Consider the following 17,145-nt stretch of genomic DNA (forward strand, 5'->3'; position numbering starts at 1 on the left):
TAAACGCAAGGGTATAAATTAAGCTTCAACAACCGCGAGAATCTCGCTTTCGCTCATTACCAGCAGTTCTTCGCCATCAACTTTAATAGCATTGCTACCAGAATAAGGACCAAAAACCACTTTATCGCCTACGCTTACTGCGATTGCACGTACGTCACCATTATCTAAAACGCGACCTGTACCAACGGCAACAATTTCGCCTTGGTTTGGTTTTTCAGCCGCTGAACCAGGTAGCACGATGCCACCGGCGGTTTTAGTTTCTTCTTCGCTGCGGCGGATTACCACACGGTCATGCAGAGGACGAAGCTTCATTGTCGATCTCTCCCAACGGGTTAGTTACATCAACCGATGTCACTCATCGGCACGTTTATTAAGTCCGGCAAACCGGCGTGTACTGCGCCATAGGCACAATACACAATGATCTGCTAATGCAGAATTTGTAAGTGTTTGTTATATGCGGGCGCCTCTACGTATTTCAAGGGCTGCCCTGATATTTTTTTACCAGAGGCGCAATGCAGCGCTTAAGGATCTTTACGCTCAAATTCGCCTTCAATGATCTGCGCGGGACGGTTTTCTGGACCGCGTCGCTGCTCAGTGTAGGTGCTGCTTTGCGTGTAGAACTGCTGCGATTGCGCAGGTCTTTGGGTCATATGCCGGCCAATACGATTAATCAGCCACTGACGCGTGATGGGTAGCAAGCAAACTAGGCCCACCACATCACTGATAAAGCCGGGTAAAAACAACAAGCCACCAGCCACCACCAGCAACAAGCCGTTGAGCATTTCGCGGTTCGGCACTTCACCCTGCGCCATCCGTTGCCGCACACTTAATGCTGTGGTCAATCCCGCCAAGCGGATACAAAGCACGCCCAACGCACCACTGGCCAAGACTAATAGCAAGGTTGCTGCTGCACCAATGCTTGAGCCAACACGAATCATCACAAACAGCTCTAACAATGGAAAAGCTAAAAACACTAAAAACAAACCACGCATTATGCGTACCTTTACATGTGGATATAGTTACTTAATGCACCCTAACACATTCAATCTCAAGGGGCGCACCACTCAGATCATGTAACAAAATACATCAAACGTCTTCGGCATTGACCCTATCCAAAGGACTGGAGTGTTCTTTACGTCGATCACTTCGCCACTGCCAAATAATAAAAACAATGGTAGGCAAACCCAAGACAGCACTGATTAGAAAGAACTGCTCATAACCAAACTTATCCACCAAGACGCCGGAATAGCCACCGATCAAGCGTGGCAATAACAACATTATTGAACTGAGCAAGGCATATTGCGTGGCAGAGAAACGCAGATTGGTCAAACTCGATAGATAGGCCACAAAGGCTGCGGTCGCTAAACCAGCGCTAAAATTATCGCAGGAGATGGTGATGATCAACATATTGAGATCAGCCCCCATCCCTGCGAGCAGCACAAACATTAAGTTCGTCGCAGCAGAGGTGATTCCGCCAATCAATAGAATCGGCATAATGCCAAAACGCACAATCAGCACACCACCAATACCAGCACCGAGCAAGGTCATAATCAAACCAAAGACTTTACTGACGCCGGCAATTTGATCTTTGCTAAAGCCTTGGTCGATATAAAATACGTTCGCCATGACGCCCATCACTGTGTCTGACATACGATAGGTCGCCACCAGTCCTAACAATAAAAACGCCTGCCAGCGGTAACGCACCACAAAGTCACTGACTGGCGTGAGCACCGGGGCAAGGCCTCTACGACCAATCGAGGACAAGCAAAATACCGTCAAGATGGTGTAGAGCAACGCGCGTAAAAAGGCTCGATCACTGTAGAAAAGATCATCCAGACCCGATTGCCCAGAGACTAACGCATGAAAATCAGTATGGTAAAACTGGGTCATCATCGCTGGCACCGAGATCAGCAACACCATCAACACCACCACAGAGATCAGTTGATGTCGCAACTTATAGCGGTTCACGGCCTCTTCAGTTTGCACGGCCAGCTCAGGTTCTTTCATCCATAAGGTGGTGAGTAAACCAGGCAACATCAGTAAGGCAAATAATAAGTAGGTGCTAGCCCAAGCAGCATGTCGATACTCCACGCCCGTTGAGCCAAACCATTCGGCAAAATATAAAGCACCGGCAGTGGCGAGCAGCGCTGCGACACGGTAACCGGCCATATAACTGGCCGCCAAAGCGGCTTGGCGAGTGTTATCGAGAATCTCTAAGCGATAGGCATCGACGGCAATGTCTTGCGTCGCCGAAGCAAAGGCCACGAGTACAGCTAAGGCAATTAACACCGCCAAATGACTTTGTGGGTTACTCAGCGCCATACCGGCCAGACCAATAGCGACCAAGATTTGTGAAAAGACCAACCAAGAGCGACGCCGACCTAAGCGCCCCAACAGGGGCAAACGCCATTGGTCGAGCAGCGGCGACCAGACCCATTTAAAAGCGTAGGCTAAACCGATTAAACTGGCATAACCAATGGTTTCACGGGCTACGCCAGCTTCACGCAGCCAAACCGAAAGCGTAGAGAAAACCAGCATATAGGGTAAGCCGGCAGCAAAACCGAGTAGTAATAAGGCTAAGACGGCCGGATTAGAATAAGCCTGCAGGGCTGTACGCCAACTGTTATTGGACATGGGTGACTGTTTTCATTGCTAAAGGCGCACTCTACTCGTTGGCAGCATCAGGCTGCCACTGATAATTGACTAATTTTACACGATCTTGCTCGACGAATATCCCTTCTAATCGTAAGCGCTGCCGTTGTTCGTCTCCGGCACGGGTGTTTTGCGGCAAGCTTAAGCGTCCGCCTGCAGCAACCACGCGATGCCAAGGCAGTTGAGTATCATCAGGTAATTGGCTGAGTACTCGGCCCACCCAACGCGCTAAGCCGGGATAACCGGCCATTTTAGCAAGCTGTCCATAAGTGACCAAGCGTCCTTCTGGGATCTTGGACAGCAGGATATACAAGATGATCCGCATCTGCTGTTTATTTTCTATATCCATGACTGAACCCTATTTTTTATTATGTGTCTATTACTGCATAACGCTAAACTATGCACTGTACAACACTTCTGATTTTTTCTAATTTCGAGCTTTTTATTATGCGTGTTTTCACTGTGTGTGCTTTTATTGTGGGGTTTTCATTTTCTCTATCTGCGCAAGCGGATACGGTATGGCTTAAAAATGGTGATCGTCTGACGGGCCGTATTGTGCTGTTAGATAGCGGCAAACTGTTACTAGACACTGATTATGCCAATACCATTACGCTAAATATTAACAAAATTGCGACCCTAGAATCTGAGCAACCCCTGCTGGTTAAGTTGGATAAATTTACCAGCGAGTCAAGTAAGTCGTTACGACCCGCGCCGGAAGGCAATGTCACTCTAATCAATGGGGACACACCTAAAACCATTGCTTTGACTGATATTGAGCAATTGATGACACCTAAACCGATTATTGAGGATTTACGCTGGAAAGGCTCGATTAGTTTTTCGGCTGATTACAAGAAAAAAGAAAATAACAGCGAGGATTATGGCCTCGATGTCAGCACCGAGCTTCGACACGGTTTATGGCGACATGCTCTAGACACCGAATATGATTATGAAACGAAGAACAGTGCGACGAAAACTGAACATTTTGAGGCCAGCTATGCCTTAGATCGCTTTATTACTGAGCAGTGGTTCTGGAAAAATAAAATTAAATACATTAACGATCATATTGAAGACCTACGTAAACAGCACACCTACGGTACCGGTCCGGGTTACCAGTTTTGGGATAATGAACTGGGCGCTTTTGCATTGACGGGGCTGTTTAATCACAATAAATTTGAGTTTGCGTCCGGCGATAAGAAAAGTTTCAACTCAGGTACTGCATCGTGGGATTACAATCGTTATATCGGTGGTAAAGTTTTTGAGGTGTATACCAAGGGTGACTTTGGCATGCCTTTTATCAGTGATATTGAGTACGTTCTGGAAAGTGAAGCAGGGCTTCGTTATAAGCTAAACAGTTGGGCGGCGCTAACGTTAAAAGCTGAGTGGAATAAGGTCTCGAGTCAATATGGCGATCTCAATGATCGGCGCTACTTGTTTGGTGTTGGTGTGGGCTGGTAAGCCGCCTCTTAAGGGTAACTGACAGATCATCTAAAAGAACACCTCACCAGTGCCGCTTTTCCCTGAGTGCGCTTTGCAAGCGCAACTCGGGCGCTATGCCATCCATGGCGATGCTTGTCGCCGCATCTGCGAGGTATTCATTAAGCAAGAGGTGCTCGGCACACCTGTACAACTCGGAACAAGTATTTGTTACAAGCGCAAGCCGCCATCCAACTCAAGAATGCGACCAGTGTAATAGTCGTTTTCAAAAATATACGCCACAGAATGAGCGATTTCTTCAGGTTTACCCATGCGCTGCAGAGGTATAACGGAGGTCATTTTCTCTAGAGCGTCTGGCTTCATACTTAATGTCATTTCCGTCTCAATAAAGCCCGGAGCAACGCCTGCAACACGAATACCGTAACGCGCCAACTCTTTAGCCCAGACCACAGTATCTGCAGCAACACCGGCTTTGGCCGCGGAGTAGTTAGCCTGGCCCATATTGCCAGCGCGAGAAATTGAAGAAATATTAACAATTGCGCCCTGACTTTTTAACTCAATCATTTTCGCTGCCACTTCACGGGTGCATAAAAAGACACCAGTAAGGTTAACGTCGATCACCGCTTGCCAGTTGTCTAGACTCATTTTAGTCATTTCACCATCTTTAACGCGAATGGTTAAGCCATCGCGCAAGATACCAGCATTATTTACCAAACCGTGAATAGCACCGAAGTCATCGGCAACTTGCGCAACCATATCGGTGACTTGCTCTTCATTGGCCACGTTACAAATATAAGCACGTGCTTGTGTACCCGCACTCTGGCACGCGGCAACAGCAGCATTCAGTTTTTCTTGATCCAGGTCGACTAATGCCAACTGTGCACCTTTACTAGCAAGGTACTCCGCCATGGCGCGACCTAAACCTTGACCGCCACCTGTAATAATAATTACTTTATCTTTTAACTGCATAGCCACTCTCTCTTATTTTAAAACAGTTATTAAACACAGTTCTGACCTGATCAGCTGCAACCTAATAAAGCCTCAAACCGGAGGTTTACCCGTCCGCTTTGATTCTTGATTAACCTGTAACTGGATCTCTGTGCGCCATATCAACTGACTACAATACAACGAAACTCACAAATCAGAACTCTTAATTATCATTTATCTGCAGTAACAACCCTGTAATCGCTTGGCTTTGCTAAACTGCAACCTTGATCATTTTTAAGGGGTTGAGCATGGCAACTGTATTGCGCGCCGTATTGGCACAATTGAATATGCGGGTTGGCGATATTGATGGCAACTTACAACGTATTCTTGATTCAAGCGTACAGGCTCTGCATCACCAGCAGGCGGACCTGGTTGTTTTCCCAGAGCTGTCACTATGTGGCTATAACGCACAAGACTTACTGCTGCGCGATAGCATGCAAATACGCATTGAACGCGCTTTAGAGAGACTCTGTACTGCTCTGCCGCATAACTTGCATGTCTTAGTCGGCTACCCCTGGCTTGAGCAAGACTCTCGTTACAACTGCTGTGCGCATTTTTATCAAGGCAAGATCCAGTCGGTCTATAAAAAACAGTTCTTCCCCAACGACCCTACCGCTTTTGCTCAGCGTTACTTTAAGCCTGGTCATCAAGCGCTGTGTATCGATATCAATGAGATAAAAGTTGCCATTGGTATTGGCGAAGATATTTGGCAATCGGCATTTATTGAACAAGCCTGTACAGCACAAGCCAAAATGATCGTCAGCCTTAACGCCTCAACCTTCCACCTCAACAAACAAGCTGAGCGTGAGCGCATGCTCAGCCATCATGCGCAGCATGCACAGATGCCTATTTTGTATGCCAGCCAAGTTGGCGCGCAGGATGATTTGATTTTTGATGGCGGCAGTTGCACTGTTGATGAACAAGGTAACCTGCGCCAACGTGCGCCAGCTTTTACCGAAGAGCTGTGCATGGTGGAACTGCAATTTACTCACTCGACCAGTCACGTCGAGCGCGGCATCTGCGAACCCTTACTCAGCGAAGAGGCCAGCGTTTATCAAGCACTGATGCTGAGCCTGCGCAACTACGTAGAACAGAATGGATTTAAAGGTGTGTTACTGGGCTTGTCAGGTGGCATTGATTCGGCCTTAGTGTTGGCGATTGCCGCCGATGCATTGGGTGCCGACAAAGTACAAGCAGTGATGATGCCTTACCATTACACCGCACAAATCAGCCAAGATGACGCCGCGGCACAAGCACACAATATGGCGGTTGATTATAAAACCATCGCCATCGCACCAATGGTTGAAGCCTTTAGCCAGAGCCTAGCGCCAGTTTTTGCTGATATGCCCAGCACCGCCAATGACACCACCGAAGAAAACCTACAAGCTCGCTGCCGCGGCAATATCTTAATGGCGCTCTCCAACAAGAACGGCTACTTGGTACTGACCACCAGTAATAAAAGCGAAACAGCTGTGGGCTATGCAACCCTCTACGGCGATATGGCTGGTGGTTTCGCCCTGCTTAAAGACGTACCAAAATGCTTGGTGTACCGTTTAGCTCGCTACCGCAATAGCTTAAGCTCTGTCATTCCTGAACGTGTGATTACTCGCGCGCCATCTGCAGAATTGTCGCCCAACCAGCAAGATGCAGACAGCTTGCCGCCCTACGAGACTCTGGATGAAGTCCTACGCTTATATGTCGAGGAAGAGCAATCGGCGCAAACGATTATTGCGCAAGGTTTTGAACAAGAGATGGTAATGCGAGTTTTACGTTTAGTCGATATCAGCGAATACAAACGACGACAAGCCACTCTGGGCCCTCGTATCAGTAAACGCAGCTTTGGTAGTGATCGTCGCTATCCGGTGACCAACCACTGGCAGCGTGGCGACTAAACTCACACTAAACAAGTACCGATGACGTTGTTTCTCATCGGTACTTGACTCAATCAGTCACAGTTCAGCCCTACAAACTCAGCTGTTATCTTTTTATAGCGTCACTAAATTATCACGATGAATCAGCTCAGCTTCAGCCATATAGCCTAGCGTTTCAACAATACTTTCTGAGCACAGACCAATAATCTTGGTCGCCTCTGCAGCGCTGTAGTTGCTTAAACCACGCGCCACTTCCGCACCTTGTGCATCAACACAAACGACCATTTCGCCACGCAAGAAATGCCCTGCAACGGCAGTCACACCGACGGGTAATAAGCTTTTGTGGTCACTGGTTAAGGCTTTTACCGCACCCGCATCCAGAGTCAAAGTACCACGTGTTTGTAAGTGCCCAGCCAGCCATTGCTTACGTGCACCATCACGGCACTGCTCAGGTGTCAGCAATGTACCTAGACGTTCACCATCATGCAGTCGATCCAGAACATGCTCAAGACGACCACCGACAATCACGGTATAGGCTCCAGAACGAGCCGCTAAACGTGCTGCGCGTAATTTGGTCTGCATACCACCACGCCCCAAGGCTCCAGCACTACCTCCCGCCATCGCATCGAGACGTGGATCATCAGCACGTGCCTCAAAGATCACTTGTGCATCAGGGTTTTTACTCGGATCAGCATCATACATACCATCACGATCGGTGAGGATCACCAACAAGTCAGCCTCAACTAAGTTAGCCACCAATGCCGCTAAGGTGTCGTTATCACCGAAGCGTATCTCATCCGTGGCAACCGTATCGTTTTCATTGATCACTGGAATGACGCCTAACTCCAGCAAGGTACGCAAGGTGCTGCGTGCGTTTAAGTAGCGCTTGCGATCAGACAGATCATCGTGAGTTAACAGGATTTGTGCCGTGCGCTCATTGTGCTCAGCAAAGCTACTTTCCCACGCTTTAACCAAGCTCATCTGACCGACAGCCGCCGCTGCTTGTAACTCATGAATCGCACGAGGTCGTTCAAGCCAACCTAGACGGCTCATGCCCGCAGCCACTGCGCCTGACGAGACCAACACCAAGTCAATTCCTTGCCGGCGCAGCGCTACCATTTGCTGCACCCAAATTGCCATAGCATTACGGTCTAAACCACGGCCATCAGCAGTGAGCAGAGCACTGCCAATTTTCACTACCCAGCGCTGAGCGCCTGTCACTTTATCGCGCATAACACACAATCCTGTTAATTTTTTCACACTCAGAGGCTGTCTTAACAGCCCACTGAGTCGACCTAGCAGTTAATGATTAACGTAGATAATCTCTGCGCCGTCCTCATCATCTTCTTCGTCATCTTCATCATCAAAGTCATCTTCAACATCTTCGATGGCTTTAACTCCCGCACGGCGTAGCGCACGTTTATCATCGAGCTCTTGCAGACGCGCACGGCCTTCATCTTCAATACGCTGATCCAAATCAATAAGGTACTCAGCATAGTCTTTATCTTCAGCGATACGCAGATCACGCTCTTCTAAGTAGCGCATCATGGCTTGCGCCAGCTCTTTAGTACCTTCACCATCGAGCGCCGAGATCATAAATACAGGACCCGTCCAGCCCAGTTGATCAATCACAGCTTGCTTACGCTGCTCACGCTCGTCATCCAGTAACTGATCCACTTTATTCAAAACTAACCAACGATCACGCTCGATCAAAGACGGGCTGAAACGTTCGATTTCATCAACAATGATTTGTGCATCTTGCGCTGGATCGCTGTCATCAATCGGTGCTAAGTCAACCACGTGCAATAACAAACGGGTGCGAGTTAAGTGCTTAAGGAAACGAATACCTAAGCCAGCACCTTCTGCCGCGCCTTCAATCACACCGGGAATATCAGCAATCACAAAGCTTTTGTAACGACCAATACTGACCACACCAAGATTTGGAATCAAAGTCGTAAAAGGATAATCCGCTACTTTCGGTTTAGCTGCAGAAACAGAACGAATAAAGCTGCTTTTACCAGCGTTAGGCAAGCCTAACAAGCCAACGTCAGCCAACACTTTCATCTCAAGTTTCAGGTTACGCAACTCGCCCGGTTTACCATCACTGGTTTGCCGTGGCGCACGGTTAGTACTGGATTTAAAGCGGGTGTTACCCAATCCATGCCAGCCACCTTCAACAACACGGATACGCTGGCCATCTTCGGTCAAATCACCAATAACTTCTTGGGTATCAGCATCAATAATAGTCGTACCCACCGGTACTTTTAAGATGGTATCTTCGCCACCCGCACCGGTACAATCAGCACCACGACCATTTTCACCACGCTGCGCATTAAAGCGGCGGGTATAACGGTAATCGACCAGGGTATTGAGGTTGATATCAGCTTCCATATAAATAGAGCCGCCATCGCCACCATCACCACCGTTTGGACCACCGAACTCAATAAACTTTTCACGGCGAAAACTCATGCAACCATTACCGCCATCACCAGCTTTTACCACAATCGATACTTCATCGACGAACTTCATTAATGTGCCTCCCGCGAGCCCGCAGGCTTATAAATATAGACGCAGGATACAACAAGCACGGACAATCCGTCTTTACTGCCTGCACAAACAAAAAAGCCCCGTCAAATGACAGGGCTTTTCCGTGTAAAGCTACTTAGGCTGAAACTACGCTAACGTAGCGACGTCCAAAAGCACCTTTAACTTCAAATTTCAACACGCCTGCTTCTTTAGCAAACAAGGTGTGATCTTTGCCCATTCCAACATTAGGACCTGGGTGGAATTCTGTACCGCGCTGACGCACGATAATATTTCCTGCTTTCACAGTTTGGCCGCCGTACATCTTAACGCCTAAGCGTTTAGCTTCCGAGTCGCGACCGTTGCGAGTACTACCACCAGCTTTTTTCGTTGCCATGAGATCAACACTCCATCAGTTTGGGGGTTCAGTCAATTAAGCCTGAATACCAGTGATTTTAACTTCAGTAAACCACTGACGGTGGCCCTGACGCTTCATGCTGTGCTTACGACGACGGAACTTGATAATAGTTACTTTATCGTGACGACCTTGGTCAATCACTTCAGCTGTCACTTTAGCACCTTCAACAACTGGCGCACCGATTTTCACATCTTCGCCATTGCCGATTAATAGAACGCGATCAAACGAAATAGCTTCGCCGACTGGTACGTCCAATTTTTCAATCTTCAAAAATTCGCCTTCAGCGACTTTGTATTGCTTACCGCCAGTTACAATTACTGCGTACATCACATATCTCCGTTATTCCTGCTCACCCAACGCTTTATAATAATCAGTATCGGTTGGCATGGCTGCTGTGCATTGGATTAAGACACACTAGCAATTGCGTAAGGCAGGGAGTTGCCCAAGTAAAGTTCAGGAGCGCGAATTGTACGCACAGATCAATCTAGACGCAAGCATTCGATGCGCTCGCCTTGACAGATAGGCGCGCGCCTCATAGCATGCCGCACAACCATATTGGAGTACGCAGGGTCATGCAACCACAGGCTTTTTACCAAATCGTCGCTGAAGATTTTGCTGCAGTAGACAGCATCATTAAACAACAGCTGTCCTCACGGATCCCTTTGGTAGAAAAAATCGGCGATTACATCATCTCCGCAGGCGGCAAACGCCTACGCCCCCTTCTGGTATTACTGGCCGGTAATGCGCTGGGGAAGAATGATGACGATTTACGTCTGCTTGCGGCGGTTATTGAATTTTTGCACACATCGACTCTATTGCATGACGATGTGGTGGATAAATCTGACTTACGCCGTGGCCGTTCGACTGCCAACGCCAAGTGGGGCAACGCACCCAGCGTTTTGGTTGGCGATTTCTTATATGCGCGCTCATTTGAAATGATGGTGCGCTTAGGCTCGCTGCCAGTGATGGAAATCATCTCACAAGCCACTCGTGTGATTGCTGAAGGCGAAGTCCTACAGCTGACAAAAGTACGCGATGCCAGCACCACTGAAACCACTTATATGGAAGTGATTCGTGGCAAAACCGCAATGTTATTTGAAGCATCCACCCATAGTGCTGCTGTTCTAGCTGGCGCACCAGCAGAACAAGCCGAAGCGCTGCGCACTTACGGCGACAACCTTGGTATTGCTTTCCAATTGGTCGATGACTTACTCGATTATCGCGGCGACGCAGAAACTCTTGGCAAGAACGTGGGTGATGACTTAGCCGAAGGTAAGCCGACCCTGCCATTGATTGCAACCATGCGTGACGGTACCCCAGAGCAAGCAGCGTTAGTACGCCAAGCCATTCAAAAGGGTGGTATTGAAGACCTTGTGGCCATTAGCGCAGCAGTTGAAGCGTCTGGCGCACTGGATTACACCGCTAAACTGGCACAGGATTACGCACAACGCGCGATCAACTGTCTCGACCCTATTCCTGCCTCAGGTTACCGTGATGCTCTGATCGAGCTGGCAAAATTCGCCGTCGCTCGTAGCCAATAAGCTAAAGTACTTTTAGTGCTAAGCAACAATAAATAAAATATTGCCGCAGACGCCCTTTATAATGAGCAACATAATGTGACATATTGTCACATAGCATTAATTAAATAATTTTCGGCATGGAAAACAAAACATGAGCATTCTTAAAGAGTTCAAAACGTTTGCTGTCAAAGGTAACGTTGTCGATATGGCTGTCGGTATTATTATCGGTGCTGCTTTCGGAAAAATCGTCAGTTCATTTGTGGGCGATATCATCATGCCGCCACTGGGCGTTATGATTGGAGGTGTTGATTTCAGCGATCTGGCGGTGACGTTAAAAGCCGCTGAAGGTGACTTACCTGCAGTGATGCTGGCCTACGGAAAATTCATTCAAAGCATTATTGACTTTGTGATCATAGCTTTCGCTATTTTTATGGGCGTAAAAGTCATCAACCGTCTCAAACATGAAGAAGAGATTGCCGAAGAAGCGCCCGCTGCTCCTGCAGAACTGCCAACACCGAGCAACGAAGAAGTCCTACTCAGAGAAATCCGCGACTTGCTCCAGCAACAAAATAAAAGCTAACAGCTCTGCCAGACTGCAGCTAAAAGAGCCTGTAAAATAAACAGTACAACGACCCACGGTTAAACCCATGGGTCGTTTTTATTTAGTTATCTGTCACTGTAAAAGCCTGTTTCGCCAGTACGACTGCCTGACCTGAGCCGCGTAAAATATAGCGCACTTGATACTCACCGGCTTTAGACGGGGCTTTCAGTTGATCAGGCTCGTCCTCTTCTGAGCTTCGTGTATAGAAGTAGGTCAGCTCACCACCAATGCGCTTATGGTCAGCAGGGACAATGTCCACATAGTCATCATGATTAGCAGGACCTGACCACTCAACCGGAATCATAGACTCAGCCTTGACGCTAGCAGGCACAGAGACACTGCCATCCGGTTTGCTAACAGTAAACGCTTGTTTAGTCAGCACACTCGCAGCACCCGAGCCGCGCAAGATATAACGTACGTAATACTCACCCGCTTTGGCCGGTGCCTTCAGCTGATCAGGCTCACCCTCTTCTGAGTCGCGTGTATAGAAAAATGTAACCTCACCACCAATGCGCTTATGGTCAACCGGGACAATGTCCACATAGTCATCATAGTTAGCTGGGCCTGACCACTCGACCTGCACGACAGAGCCTGCTGGCACACTCTCAGGTACGCTAACGCCACCCTCAGCGGCGACTACGGTAAAGGTCTGCTGAGTCAACACACTCGCAGCGCCGGCGCCGCGTAAGATATAGCGCACGCGGTACTCACCCGCTTTAGTCGGTGCTTTTAGCTGATCAGGCTCACCCTCTTCGGAGTTACGTGTATAGAAATAGGTCAGCTCACCACCAATGCGCTTATGGTCAACGGGGACAATATCCACATAATCATCATGGTTAGCAGGCCCGGTCCACTCCACTGCTATAACCGAACCCGCTACTACGCTCTCAGGTACGCTAACACTGCCATCAGCAGCGATGACGGTAAATGGCTGTTTCACTAGGACACGATCAGCACCTGAGCCGCGTAAGATATAACGCACTTGGTACTCACCCGCTTTGGTCGGTGCTTGCAGTTCATGCGACTCGCCATCCTCTGAATCTTTTGTATAAAAGAGCGTCAGCTCACCACCAATACGTTTGTGCTCTGTGGGAACGATATCAACATAGTCACGCTCACCGGCCGGCCCAGTCCAAAAGATCGGTATAACAGCACCTGCTTCGATCTGTTCGGGCGCAGAAACTGAGGCTGTAGCTTCAGTCACTGTAATGGGGATGCTGTCTAGAACACGCTTTTGCTCCTCGCCGTTTAATACGTAACGAATGTTATAGACGCCAGGCTTAGTCGGTGCGCGCAGTTCAACCTCGGGCTCAGTCTTAGTATTGGTATACACATAGGTCAGCTCACCACTGGTTTTCTTAACTCCGTCTGCCACTAAGTCGACGTAGTCACGCTCATTGGCAGGTCCTTTCCATTGGATAGCAATCATGCCGCCTGCCTGCACAGTATCGGGCGCAACTAAGGCCACATCGCTGTCCGTTACTGCTACTGCAGCCTCGGCTAACACATGACGTTTATTATCACTGCCACGCCAGATATAGCGCACGGTATAGGTACCCGGCTTGCCAGCTGCGCGCACAGTGAGTGGTGAACCGTCTTTGGTGTACGTGAAGGTCAGCTCATCGTAGGTTTTTTTATAATTCTGTGGGACGAGATCAATATAGTCATTTTCCGCATTCGGCCCCGTCCATTTGACGTTAATGTCGCCGCCTATTGCAACACTCTCATCAGGATCTAATGTCGCTTCAGGTAACAGCAAAGGTTCAGGTTCTTTGGGTGTATCCTTTTTCGCAGGCTGCACCATCGTATTGAGCAGCGCATCGCGTAGCTCATCGGCATTCGCCGCAGACACATAGCGGCCGCCCGTGTTTTCTGCCAAGCAGGCCACTTGCTTACCTTCCGCATCTGTCAAATCAAAGCCAACCACATGCGCGGTAAAATCGATGCCGTTTTTAGCCAGCTCGGCCCCCACCGCGCAAGGATCCGCTTGGCAGTTCTCTAAACCATCAGTAATTAAGATCACAGTGGCTTTATCTTCGGTGTAACGCAGCTCTTCAGCGGCCTTCAGCACTGAAGCGGAGAGCGGCGTTTTACCCAAAAACTTCATCTTAGCTGCAGCTTGAGTAATCTCAGGCCCTGTTCCGGCTGCGGGTTTAACTACAACTTCAATATCACTGCAACTGCCTCTTGTGCGATGACCATAGGCAATTAAGCCCAATTCCATATCGGCTGGCACACCCTCTAATACGGTGGCCAATGCTTCACGGGCAATTTGTAATTTAGGTTTACCATTAATTTGCCCCCACATTGATCCAGAAGCATCCAGTACGATCATTGTTTGCTCGGCAGCTAGGCTTGCGCTAGCTGTTGCAGCCACTAATCCTGCCAGTAAAAACGAATAGAGCGGTTTCATATCGCCACCTCACTCAACAGTATGTGTCAGTTAATAGCCGACCAATCAAAGACATAACGCTGCAGTCTCGCTTAACCCGCTGCGTATGCGCTGATCTAAAGCGTTAGTATCCACGGCAAACTTGTCAGCAAAACCACCGACAATAGACTTATGCATGCGTAGCGACTGCGCGAACTTCAAACAACCTTGGGGAGTATTATCACGTTCAATTTTTGCATTATCATCTAGAGTGAAATACACATTGGCATAATTAACAAACGCATCGACATAACAGGCTTCATAGGCTTGTTGCGCTTGATTATTCTCATCCCTATTAGCCATGACCATCCCGACCGCGGTACCGACCACTCGAGCACACTCATTAAGTGGCAGCTTGCCCTGATTGCTGACCGCCCAAGCGTCTTTAAAGTGTTCTTGATAAAGCTTGGATAATCCAGGCTGACTAGCGCTATTGGACTCGCCACAGCCCGTGACTAGCAAGCTTACAAGTACGCTCAATAGGAGATTAATTTTCATCAGAGTCACCTTTATGTTTAAGGCGCCATGCGTTTTCATGATAAAAAAACACAAAACGCAGCTATTTATAAAGCGGTGCAATCTCATCCATAAGGCCAGTGACTGCAGGTAAGTCAGGTTGTGCCTCTTGGATTTTTTTCACATTGCGTAAATAACCTTTTTTCATCCCCACTAACACGCCTTTTTTGTGCTGCTCGCTATAGTCTGGATTGTTATTGATCCGCTCTTCAGCTTCTTGGTAATTACGTTTGATAAACGCCACACTTGAGCCTTCTTTAGCAATAAAATAGGCATGCATGACGCGGTCACCCACATCGGCCCACTGCTCTAAATTACGAAAATGATATTTCTGTGCAATGCTGCTCAAACCTTGGTAATGCAGTGAGTCTTTAGCCAGCAACTCAACGCTTGAGACTAAGGGCCGGTGGCGATCGATGTCTTTTTGCTTAAGCGGATTCTTCTCCGCAAAAGTTTGTGCCTCAGCAAAAGAGGCAATGTAGTTTTCCACCTGTGCTCGACTCAGTGGCGTCGCTGCTACAGCTGCGGTCATCATTAACGCTGCTACAGCAAACACCAGTTTATTTAAAAATCTACGCATAATAATCTCCAGAGGCATAAGGTCTTTAGCGCTGTGATTAAGGCCATCTCACGACTCAATAACGCAAGCGTCTTTCGAGGTAGCGCAGGTCTTCACGAGCGCGTTGTAGTTGCCGATCTACATCGCGTAACTCCTGACGTAAATAGCTGCGCTGCTCTTTATTCTCTTCTTGCTTTAAGGCCTGCTCTAGTTGGTTGGTTTGCTTATTTAGTTTCTCTATATATTGCTCAGCATCATAAATTTGCTTGCCCCGCTCATAAAAAATCAAAAACCTGTGCTCTAAGTGAGCAGGGCAAGCGTTACGGTATTGCCGACCGAGAAGCCCTTCTTGAACGGCATTGTCTGACGTACAGTAATGTAGAATCCCTCGATCACGCCCTTGCAAGTAAAGCCTTTGATCAGGTCTAACACCTACTTTTGCGCAAGCCTGACGATGATCTTCGATGCGCGTTAATGGCTCACCATTGCGCCCATCACGAAAGCCCTGATCCAGCCAATTAGCAGTTAAGCACTCTTGTTCACTCATGCTCGCACAACTGCTCACCAGCACTGCTAATACGGCCAGACCGGCTATTCGAGTGTTCTTCCTAGCCAGCAAAAGCACAGATAAAACAAAATTGCTCATTGGCATAGTTGCATCACCTTAAAATAACAACTTGTGTCAGTTCGCTTTGCATGTCGGCGACGTGCCAACGTTGCAACCAAATTTTAGCAATGGCGTCGTCTAAGACCATCGTTTGCAAACCCGTACCGAGGGCCAAGCTGTCTTGTCCAATGACATTGCTGGAGATCACAAAAACAAACTGCGGATTATCCTTACTGTAGGGCAAAGGCTCATCAGAGCTGAATTCAGTCCAGAGCTCTTCAAGCACCCGAGCGGGTTGTGTCCCACCATAAGGATTTTCTGTACGGTATTGAGCAGGGGCGACAGACTGCGGCGTCAAAACCTGAACCTGTCCTTGAGGTAGCTCTGGTGCCTCTAAAGCTAAACAGGATAGCGCAAAGCACATCGTTTTTTGTGCTGCCTCGTCAGTGATTTCTTTGCGCGCAGCGTAGAGTAGAGCAGCTTGCATGCCCATCACGGGTGCCATAACAAAGCGCCAACTGACATGTGGACCCACACCAAACTCATCTAGACGGGCCACGTTTTCCGCATCTAAATTCTGCAACAAATCATGATGCCGTGCTGGACCTAAGTTATACCGGCTGACCTCGATGTAATGGTGCTTTAACTCAGGTATCTCAGTATCAGTATTAATGCTGTAGTTGATCTGATAGCGAACATGCGGCAACTCAACTTCTTGCGCGTCGAGAATCAAAATGGCGCGAGTCAAGGCATCCAGATCAGCATCAATATGGGACGCCTGCGCAGTGTTTTCTGAAAATGTTGGAAAGGTTTTCTTAGAGTAATAGTGAGACCCCGTAAGCTCATCAACGGACTGCTCACTATAATTGTTACTCGCGACAAATAACTGAGCGGTTTTATCCATGCGCATTAAAGCGTTTTGGTAAACCTCATGCGCCTGTACAGCTAAGGGCGATAGAAGACCAACAACAAGAATAAGGAAAACCTGTGCGTTCATACTCTCGTCCTCTTAAACCGCGCGGCCAA

18 protein-coding genes are annotated in these 17,145 nt (G+C 48.3%); 4 read left to right on the plus strand and 14 right to left on the minus strand.

The features are described from left to right. Positions 1-18: 18 nt before the first annotated feature. The 4 genes from JYJ62_RS12330 to JYJ62_RS12345 all read right to left on the minus strand — a co-directional run bounded on the left by JYJ62_RS12330 (position 19) and on the right by JYJ62_RS12345 (position 3,001). Positions 19-312, minus strand: coding sequence for a co-chaperone GroES (locus JYJ62_RS12330; protein ID WP_205342517.1), 294 nt, complete (start codon positions 310-312; stop codon positions 19-21). Between the two features lie 209 nt (positions 313-521). Continuing rightward, positions 522-992 carry an FxsA family protein gene (locus tag JYJ62_RS12335; protein ID WP_205342518.1) on the minus strand — a complete coding sequence of 157 codons (471 nt, stop codon included), beginning with the start codon at positions 990-992 and terminating at the stop codon, positions 522-524. Between the two features lie 94 nt (positions 993-1,086). Then, positions 1,087-2,634 (minus strand): AmpG family muropeptide MFS transporter, encoded by a 1,548-nt coding sequence (locus JYJ62_RS12340; protein ID WP_205342519.1) that lies wholly within the window; start codon positions 2,632-2,634, stop codon positions 1,087-1,089. A gap of 31 nt (positions 2,635-2,665) precedes the next feature. Next, positions 2,666-3,001, minus strand: coding sequence for an MGMT family protein (locus tag JYJ62_RS12345; RefSeq protein ID WP_205342520.1), 336 nt, complete (start codon positions 2,999-3,001; stop codon positions 2,666-2,668). A 98-nt stretch (positions 3,002-3,099) separates the two neighbouring features. Here JYJ62_RS12345 and JYJ62_RS12350 point away from each other — a divergent pair, with 98 nt between their 5' ends. Next, positions 3,100-4,107 (plus strand): DUF481 domain-containing protein, encoded by a 1,008-nt coding sequence (locus JYJ62_RS12350; protein ID WP_205342521.1) that lies wholly within the window; start codon positions 3,100-3,102, stop codon positions 4,105-4,107. A 189-nt stretch (positions 4,108-4,296) separates the two neighbouring features. Here the strand turns inward: JYJ62_RS12350 and JYJ62_RS12355 are convergent, their stop codons facing one another. Then, the gene (locus tag JYJ62_RS12355) at positions 4,297-5,055 is read right to left on the minus strand and encodes an SDR family oxidoreductase (protein ID WP_205342522.1); all 759 of its coding nucleotides are present in this window, start codon (positions 5,053-5,055) and stop codon (positions 4,297-4,299) included. A 266-nt stretch (positions 5,056-5,321) separates the two neighbouring features. Here JYJ62_RS12355 and JYJ62_RS12360 point away from each other — a divergent pair, with 266 nt between their 5' ends. Beyond that, positions 5,322-6,965 carry an NAD+ synthase gene (locus tag JYJ62_RS12360; protein ID WP_205342523.1) on the plus strand — a complete coding sequence of 548 codons (1,644 nt, stop codon included), beginning with the start codon at positions 5,322-5,324 and terminating at the stop codon, positions 6,963-6,965. A gap of 93 nt (positions 6,966-7,058) precedes the next feature. Here the strand turns inward: JYJ62_RS12360 and proB are convergent, their stop codons facing one another. From proB to rplU, 4 genes are all read right to left on the minus strand, one after another. After that, positions 7,059-8,177 (minus strand): glutamate 5-kinase, encoded by a 1,119-nt coding sequence (proB, locus tag JYJ62_RS12365; RefSeq protein ID WP_205342524.1) that lies wholly within the window; start codon positions 8,175-8,177, stop codon positions 7,059-7,061. 69 nt (positions 8,178-8,246) lie between these two features. Next, entirely contained in the window at positions 8,247-9,473 is a 1,227-nt protein-coding gene (cgtA, locus tag JYJ62_RS12370) for an Obg family GTPase CgtA (protein WP_205342525.1), read from the minus strand. Between the two features lie 133 nt (positions 9,474-9,606). Continuing rightward, a complete protein-coding gene (gene rpmA / locus JYJ62_RS12375; RefSeq protein ID WP_022966372.1) occupies positions 9,607-9,864 on the minus strand; it encodes a 50S ribosomal protein L27 in 258 nt (85 codons plus the stop codon). A gap of 36 nt (positions 9,865-9,900) precedes the next feature. Further along, a complete protein-coding gene (gene rplU / locus JYJ62_RS12380; RefSeq protein WP_205342526.1) occupies positions 9,901-10,212 on the minus strand; it encodes a 50S ribosomal protein L21 in 312 nt (103 codons plus the stop codon). A 245-nt stretch (positions 10,213-10,457) separates the two neighbouring features. On the opposite strand from rplU, the gene JYJ62_RS12385 reads away from it, so the two are divergent. Continuing rightward, positions 10,458-11,426, plus strand: coding sequence for a polyprenyl synthetase family protein (locus JYJ62_RS12385; RefSeq protein WP_205342527.1), 969 nt, complete (start codon positions 10,458-10,460; stop codon positions 11,424-11,426). A gap of 130 nt (positions 11,427-11,556) precedes the next feature. After that, positions 11,557-11,985, plus strand: coding sequence for a large-conductance mechanosensitive channel protein MscL (gene mscL, locus JYJ62_RS12390; protein ID WP_205342528.1), 429 nt, complete (start codon positions 11,557-11,559; stop codon positions 11,983-11,985). 82 nt (positions 11,986-12,067) lie between these two features. Here mscL and JYJ62_RS12395 read toward each other — a convergent pair whose 3' ends face one another. The 5 genes from JYJ62_RS12395 to JYJ62_RS12415 form a co-directional block, all read right to left on the minus strand. Next, entirely contained in the window at positions 12,068-14,419 is a 2,352-nt protein-coding gene (locus tag JYJ62_RS12395; RefSeq protein ID WP_205342529.1) for a vWA domain-containing protein, read from the minus strand. A gap of 45 nt (positions 14,420-14,464) precedes the next feature. After that, the gene (locus JYJ62_RS12400; protein ID WP_205342530.1) at positions 14,465-14,935 is read right to left on the minus strand and encodes a hypothetical protein; all 471 of its coding nucleotides are present in this window, start codon (positions 14,933-14,935) and stop codon (positions 14,465-14,467) included. Between the two features lie 61 nt (positions 14,936-14,996). Next, positions 14,997-15,533 (minus strand): hypothetical protein, encoded by a 537-nt coding sequence (locus tag JYJ62_RS12405; protein WP_205342531.1) that lies wholly within the window; start codon positions 15,531-15,533, stop codon positions 14,997-14,999. Between the two features lie 55 nt (positions 15,534-15,588). Beyond that, the gene (locus JYJ62_RS12410) at positions 15,589-16,164 is read right to left on the minus strand and encodes a DUF2799 domain-containing protein (RefSeq protein WP_205342532.1); all 576 of its coding nucleotides are present in this window, start codon (positions 16,162-16,164) and stop codon (positions 15,589-15,591) included. 7 nt (positions 16,165-16,171) lie between these two features. Further along, on the minus strand, positions 16,172-17,116 hold the full coding sequence (locus tag JYJ62_RS12415) for a hypothetical protein (protein WP_205342533.1): 945 nt from the start codon (positions 17,114-17,116) through the stop codon (positions 16,172-16,174). Positions 17,117-17,145: the final 29 nt, after the last annotated feature.

The sequence above is a fragment of the Denitrificimonas caeni genome (assembly GCF_905120345.1).
GTDB lineage: Bacteria > Pseudomonadota > Gammaproteobacteria > Pseudomonadales > Pseudomonadaceae > Denitrificimonas > Denitrificimonas caeni_A.

Coding starts and splice junctions, on each gene's coding strand:
- JYJ62_RS12410 (WP_205342532.1), bottom strand. CDS start 16,164: ATGCCAATGAGCAATTTTGTTTTATCTGTGCTTTTGCTGGCTAGGAAG.
- cgtA (WP_205342525.1), bottom strand. CDS start 9,473: ATGAAGTTCGTCGATGAAGTATCGATTGTGGTAAAAGCTGGTGATGGC.
- proB (WP_205342524.1), bottom strand. CDS start 8,177: ATGCGCGATAAAGTGACAGGCGCTCAGCGCTGGGTAGTGAAAATTGGC.
- rpmA (WP_022966372.1), bottom strand. CDS start 9,864: ATGGCAACGAAAAAAGCTGGTGGTAGTACTCGCAACGGTCGCGACTCG.
- JYJ62_RS12330 (WP_205342517.1), bottom strand. CDS start 312: ATGAAGCTTCGTCCTCTGCATGACCGTGTGGTAATCCGCCGCAGCGAA.
- JYJ62_RS12395 (WP_205342529.1), bottom strand. CDS start 14,419: ATGAAACCGCTCTATTCGTTTTTACTGGCAGGATTAGTGGCTGCAACA.
- rplU (WP_205342526.1), bottom strand. CDS start 10,212: ATGTACGCAGTAATTGTAACTGGCGGTAAGCAATACAAAGTCGCTGAA.
- JYJ62_RS12400 (WP_205342530.1), bottom strand. CDS start 14,935: ATGAAAATTAATCTCCTATTGAGCGTACTTGTAAGCTTGCTAGTCACG.
- JYJ62_RS12385 (WP_205342527.1), top strand. CDS start 10,458: ATGCAACCACAGGCTTTTTACCAAATCGTCGCTGAAGATTTTGCTGCA.
- JYJ62_RS12350 (WP_205342521.1), top strand. CDS start 3,100: ATGCGTGTTTTCACTGTGTGTGCTTTTATTGTGGGGTTTTCATTTTCT.
- JYJ62_RS12415 (WP_205342533.1), bottom strand. CDS start 17,116: ATGAACGCACAGGTTTTCCTTATTCTTGTTGTTGGTCTTCTATCGCCC.
- JYJ62_RS12360 (WP_205342523.1), top strand. CDS start 5,322: ATGGCAACTGTATTGCGCGCCGTATTGGCACAATTGAATATGCGGGTT.
- mscL (WP_205342528.1), top strand. CDS start 11,557: ATGAGCATTCTTAAAGAGTTCAAAACGTTTGCTGTCAAAGGTAACGTT.
- JYJ62_RS12340 (WP_205342519.1), bottom strand. CDS start 2,634: ATGTCCAATAACAGTTGGCGTACAGCCCTGCAGGCTTATTCTAATCCG.
- JYJ62_RS12405 (WP_205342531.1), bottom strand. CDS start 15,533: ATGCGTAGATTTTTAAATAAACTGGTGTTTGCTGTAGCAGCGTTAATG.
- JYJ62_RS12345 (WP_205342520.1), bottom strand. CDS start 3,001: ATGGATATAGAAAATAAACAGCAGATGCGGATCATCTTGTATATCCTG.
- JYJ62_RS12335 (WP_205342518.1), bottom strand. CDS start 992: ATGCGTGGTTTGTTTTTAGTGTTTTTAGCTTTTCCATTGTTAGAGCTG.
- JYJ62_RS12355 (WP_205342522.1), bottom strand. CDS start 5,055: ATGCAGTTAAAAGATAAAGTAATTATTATTACAGGTGGCGGTCAAGGT.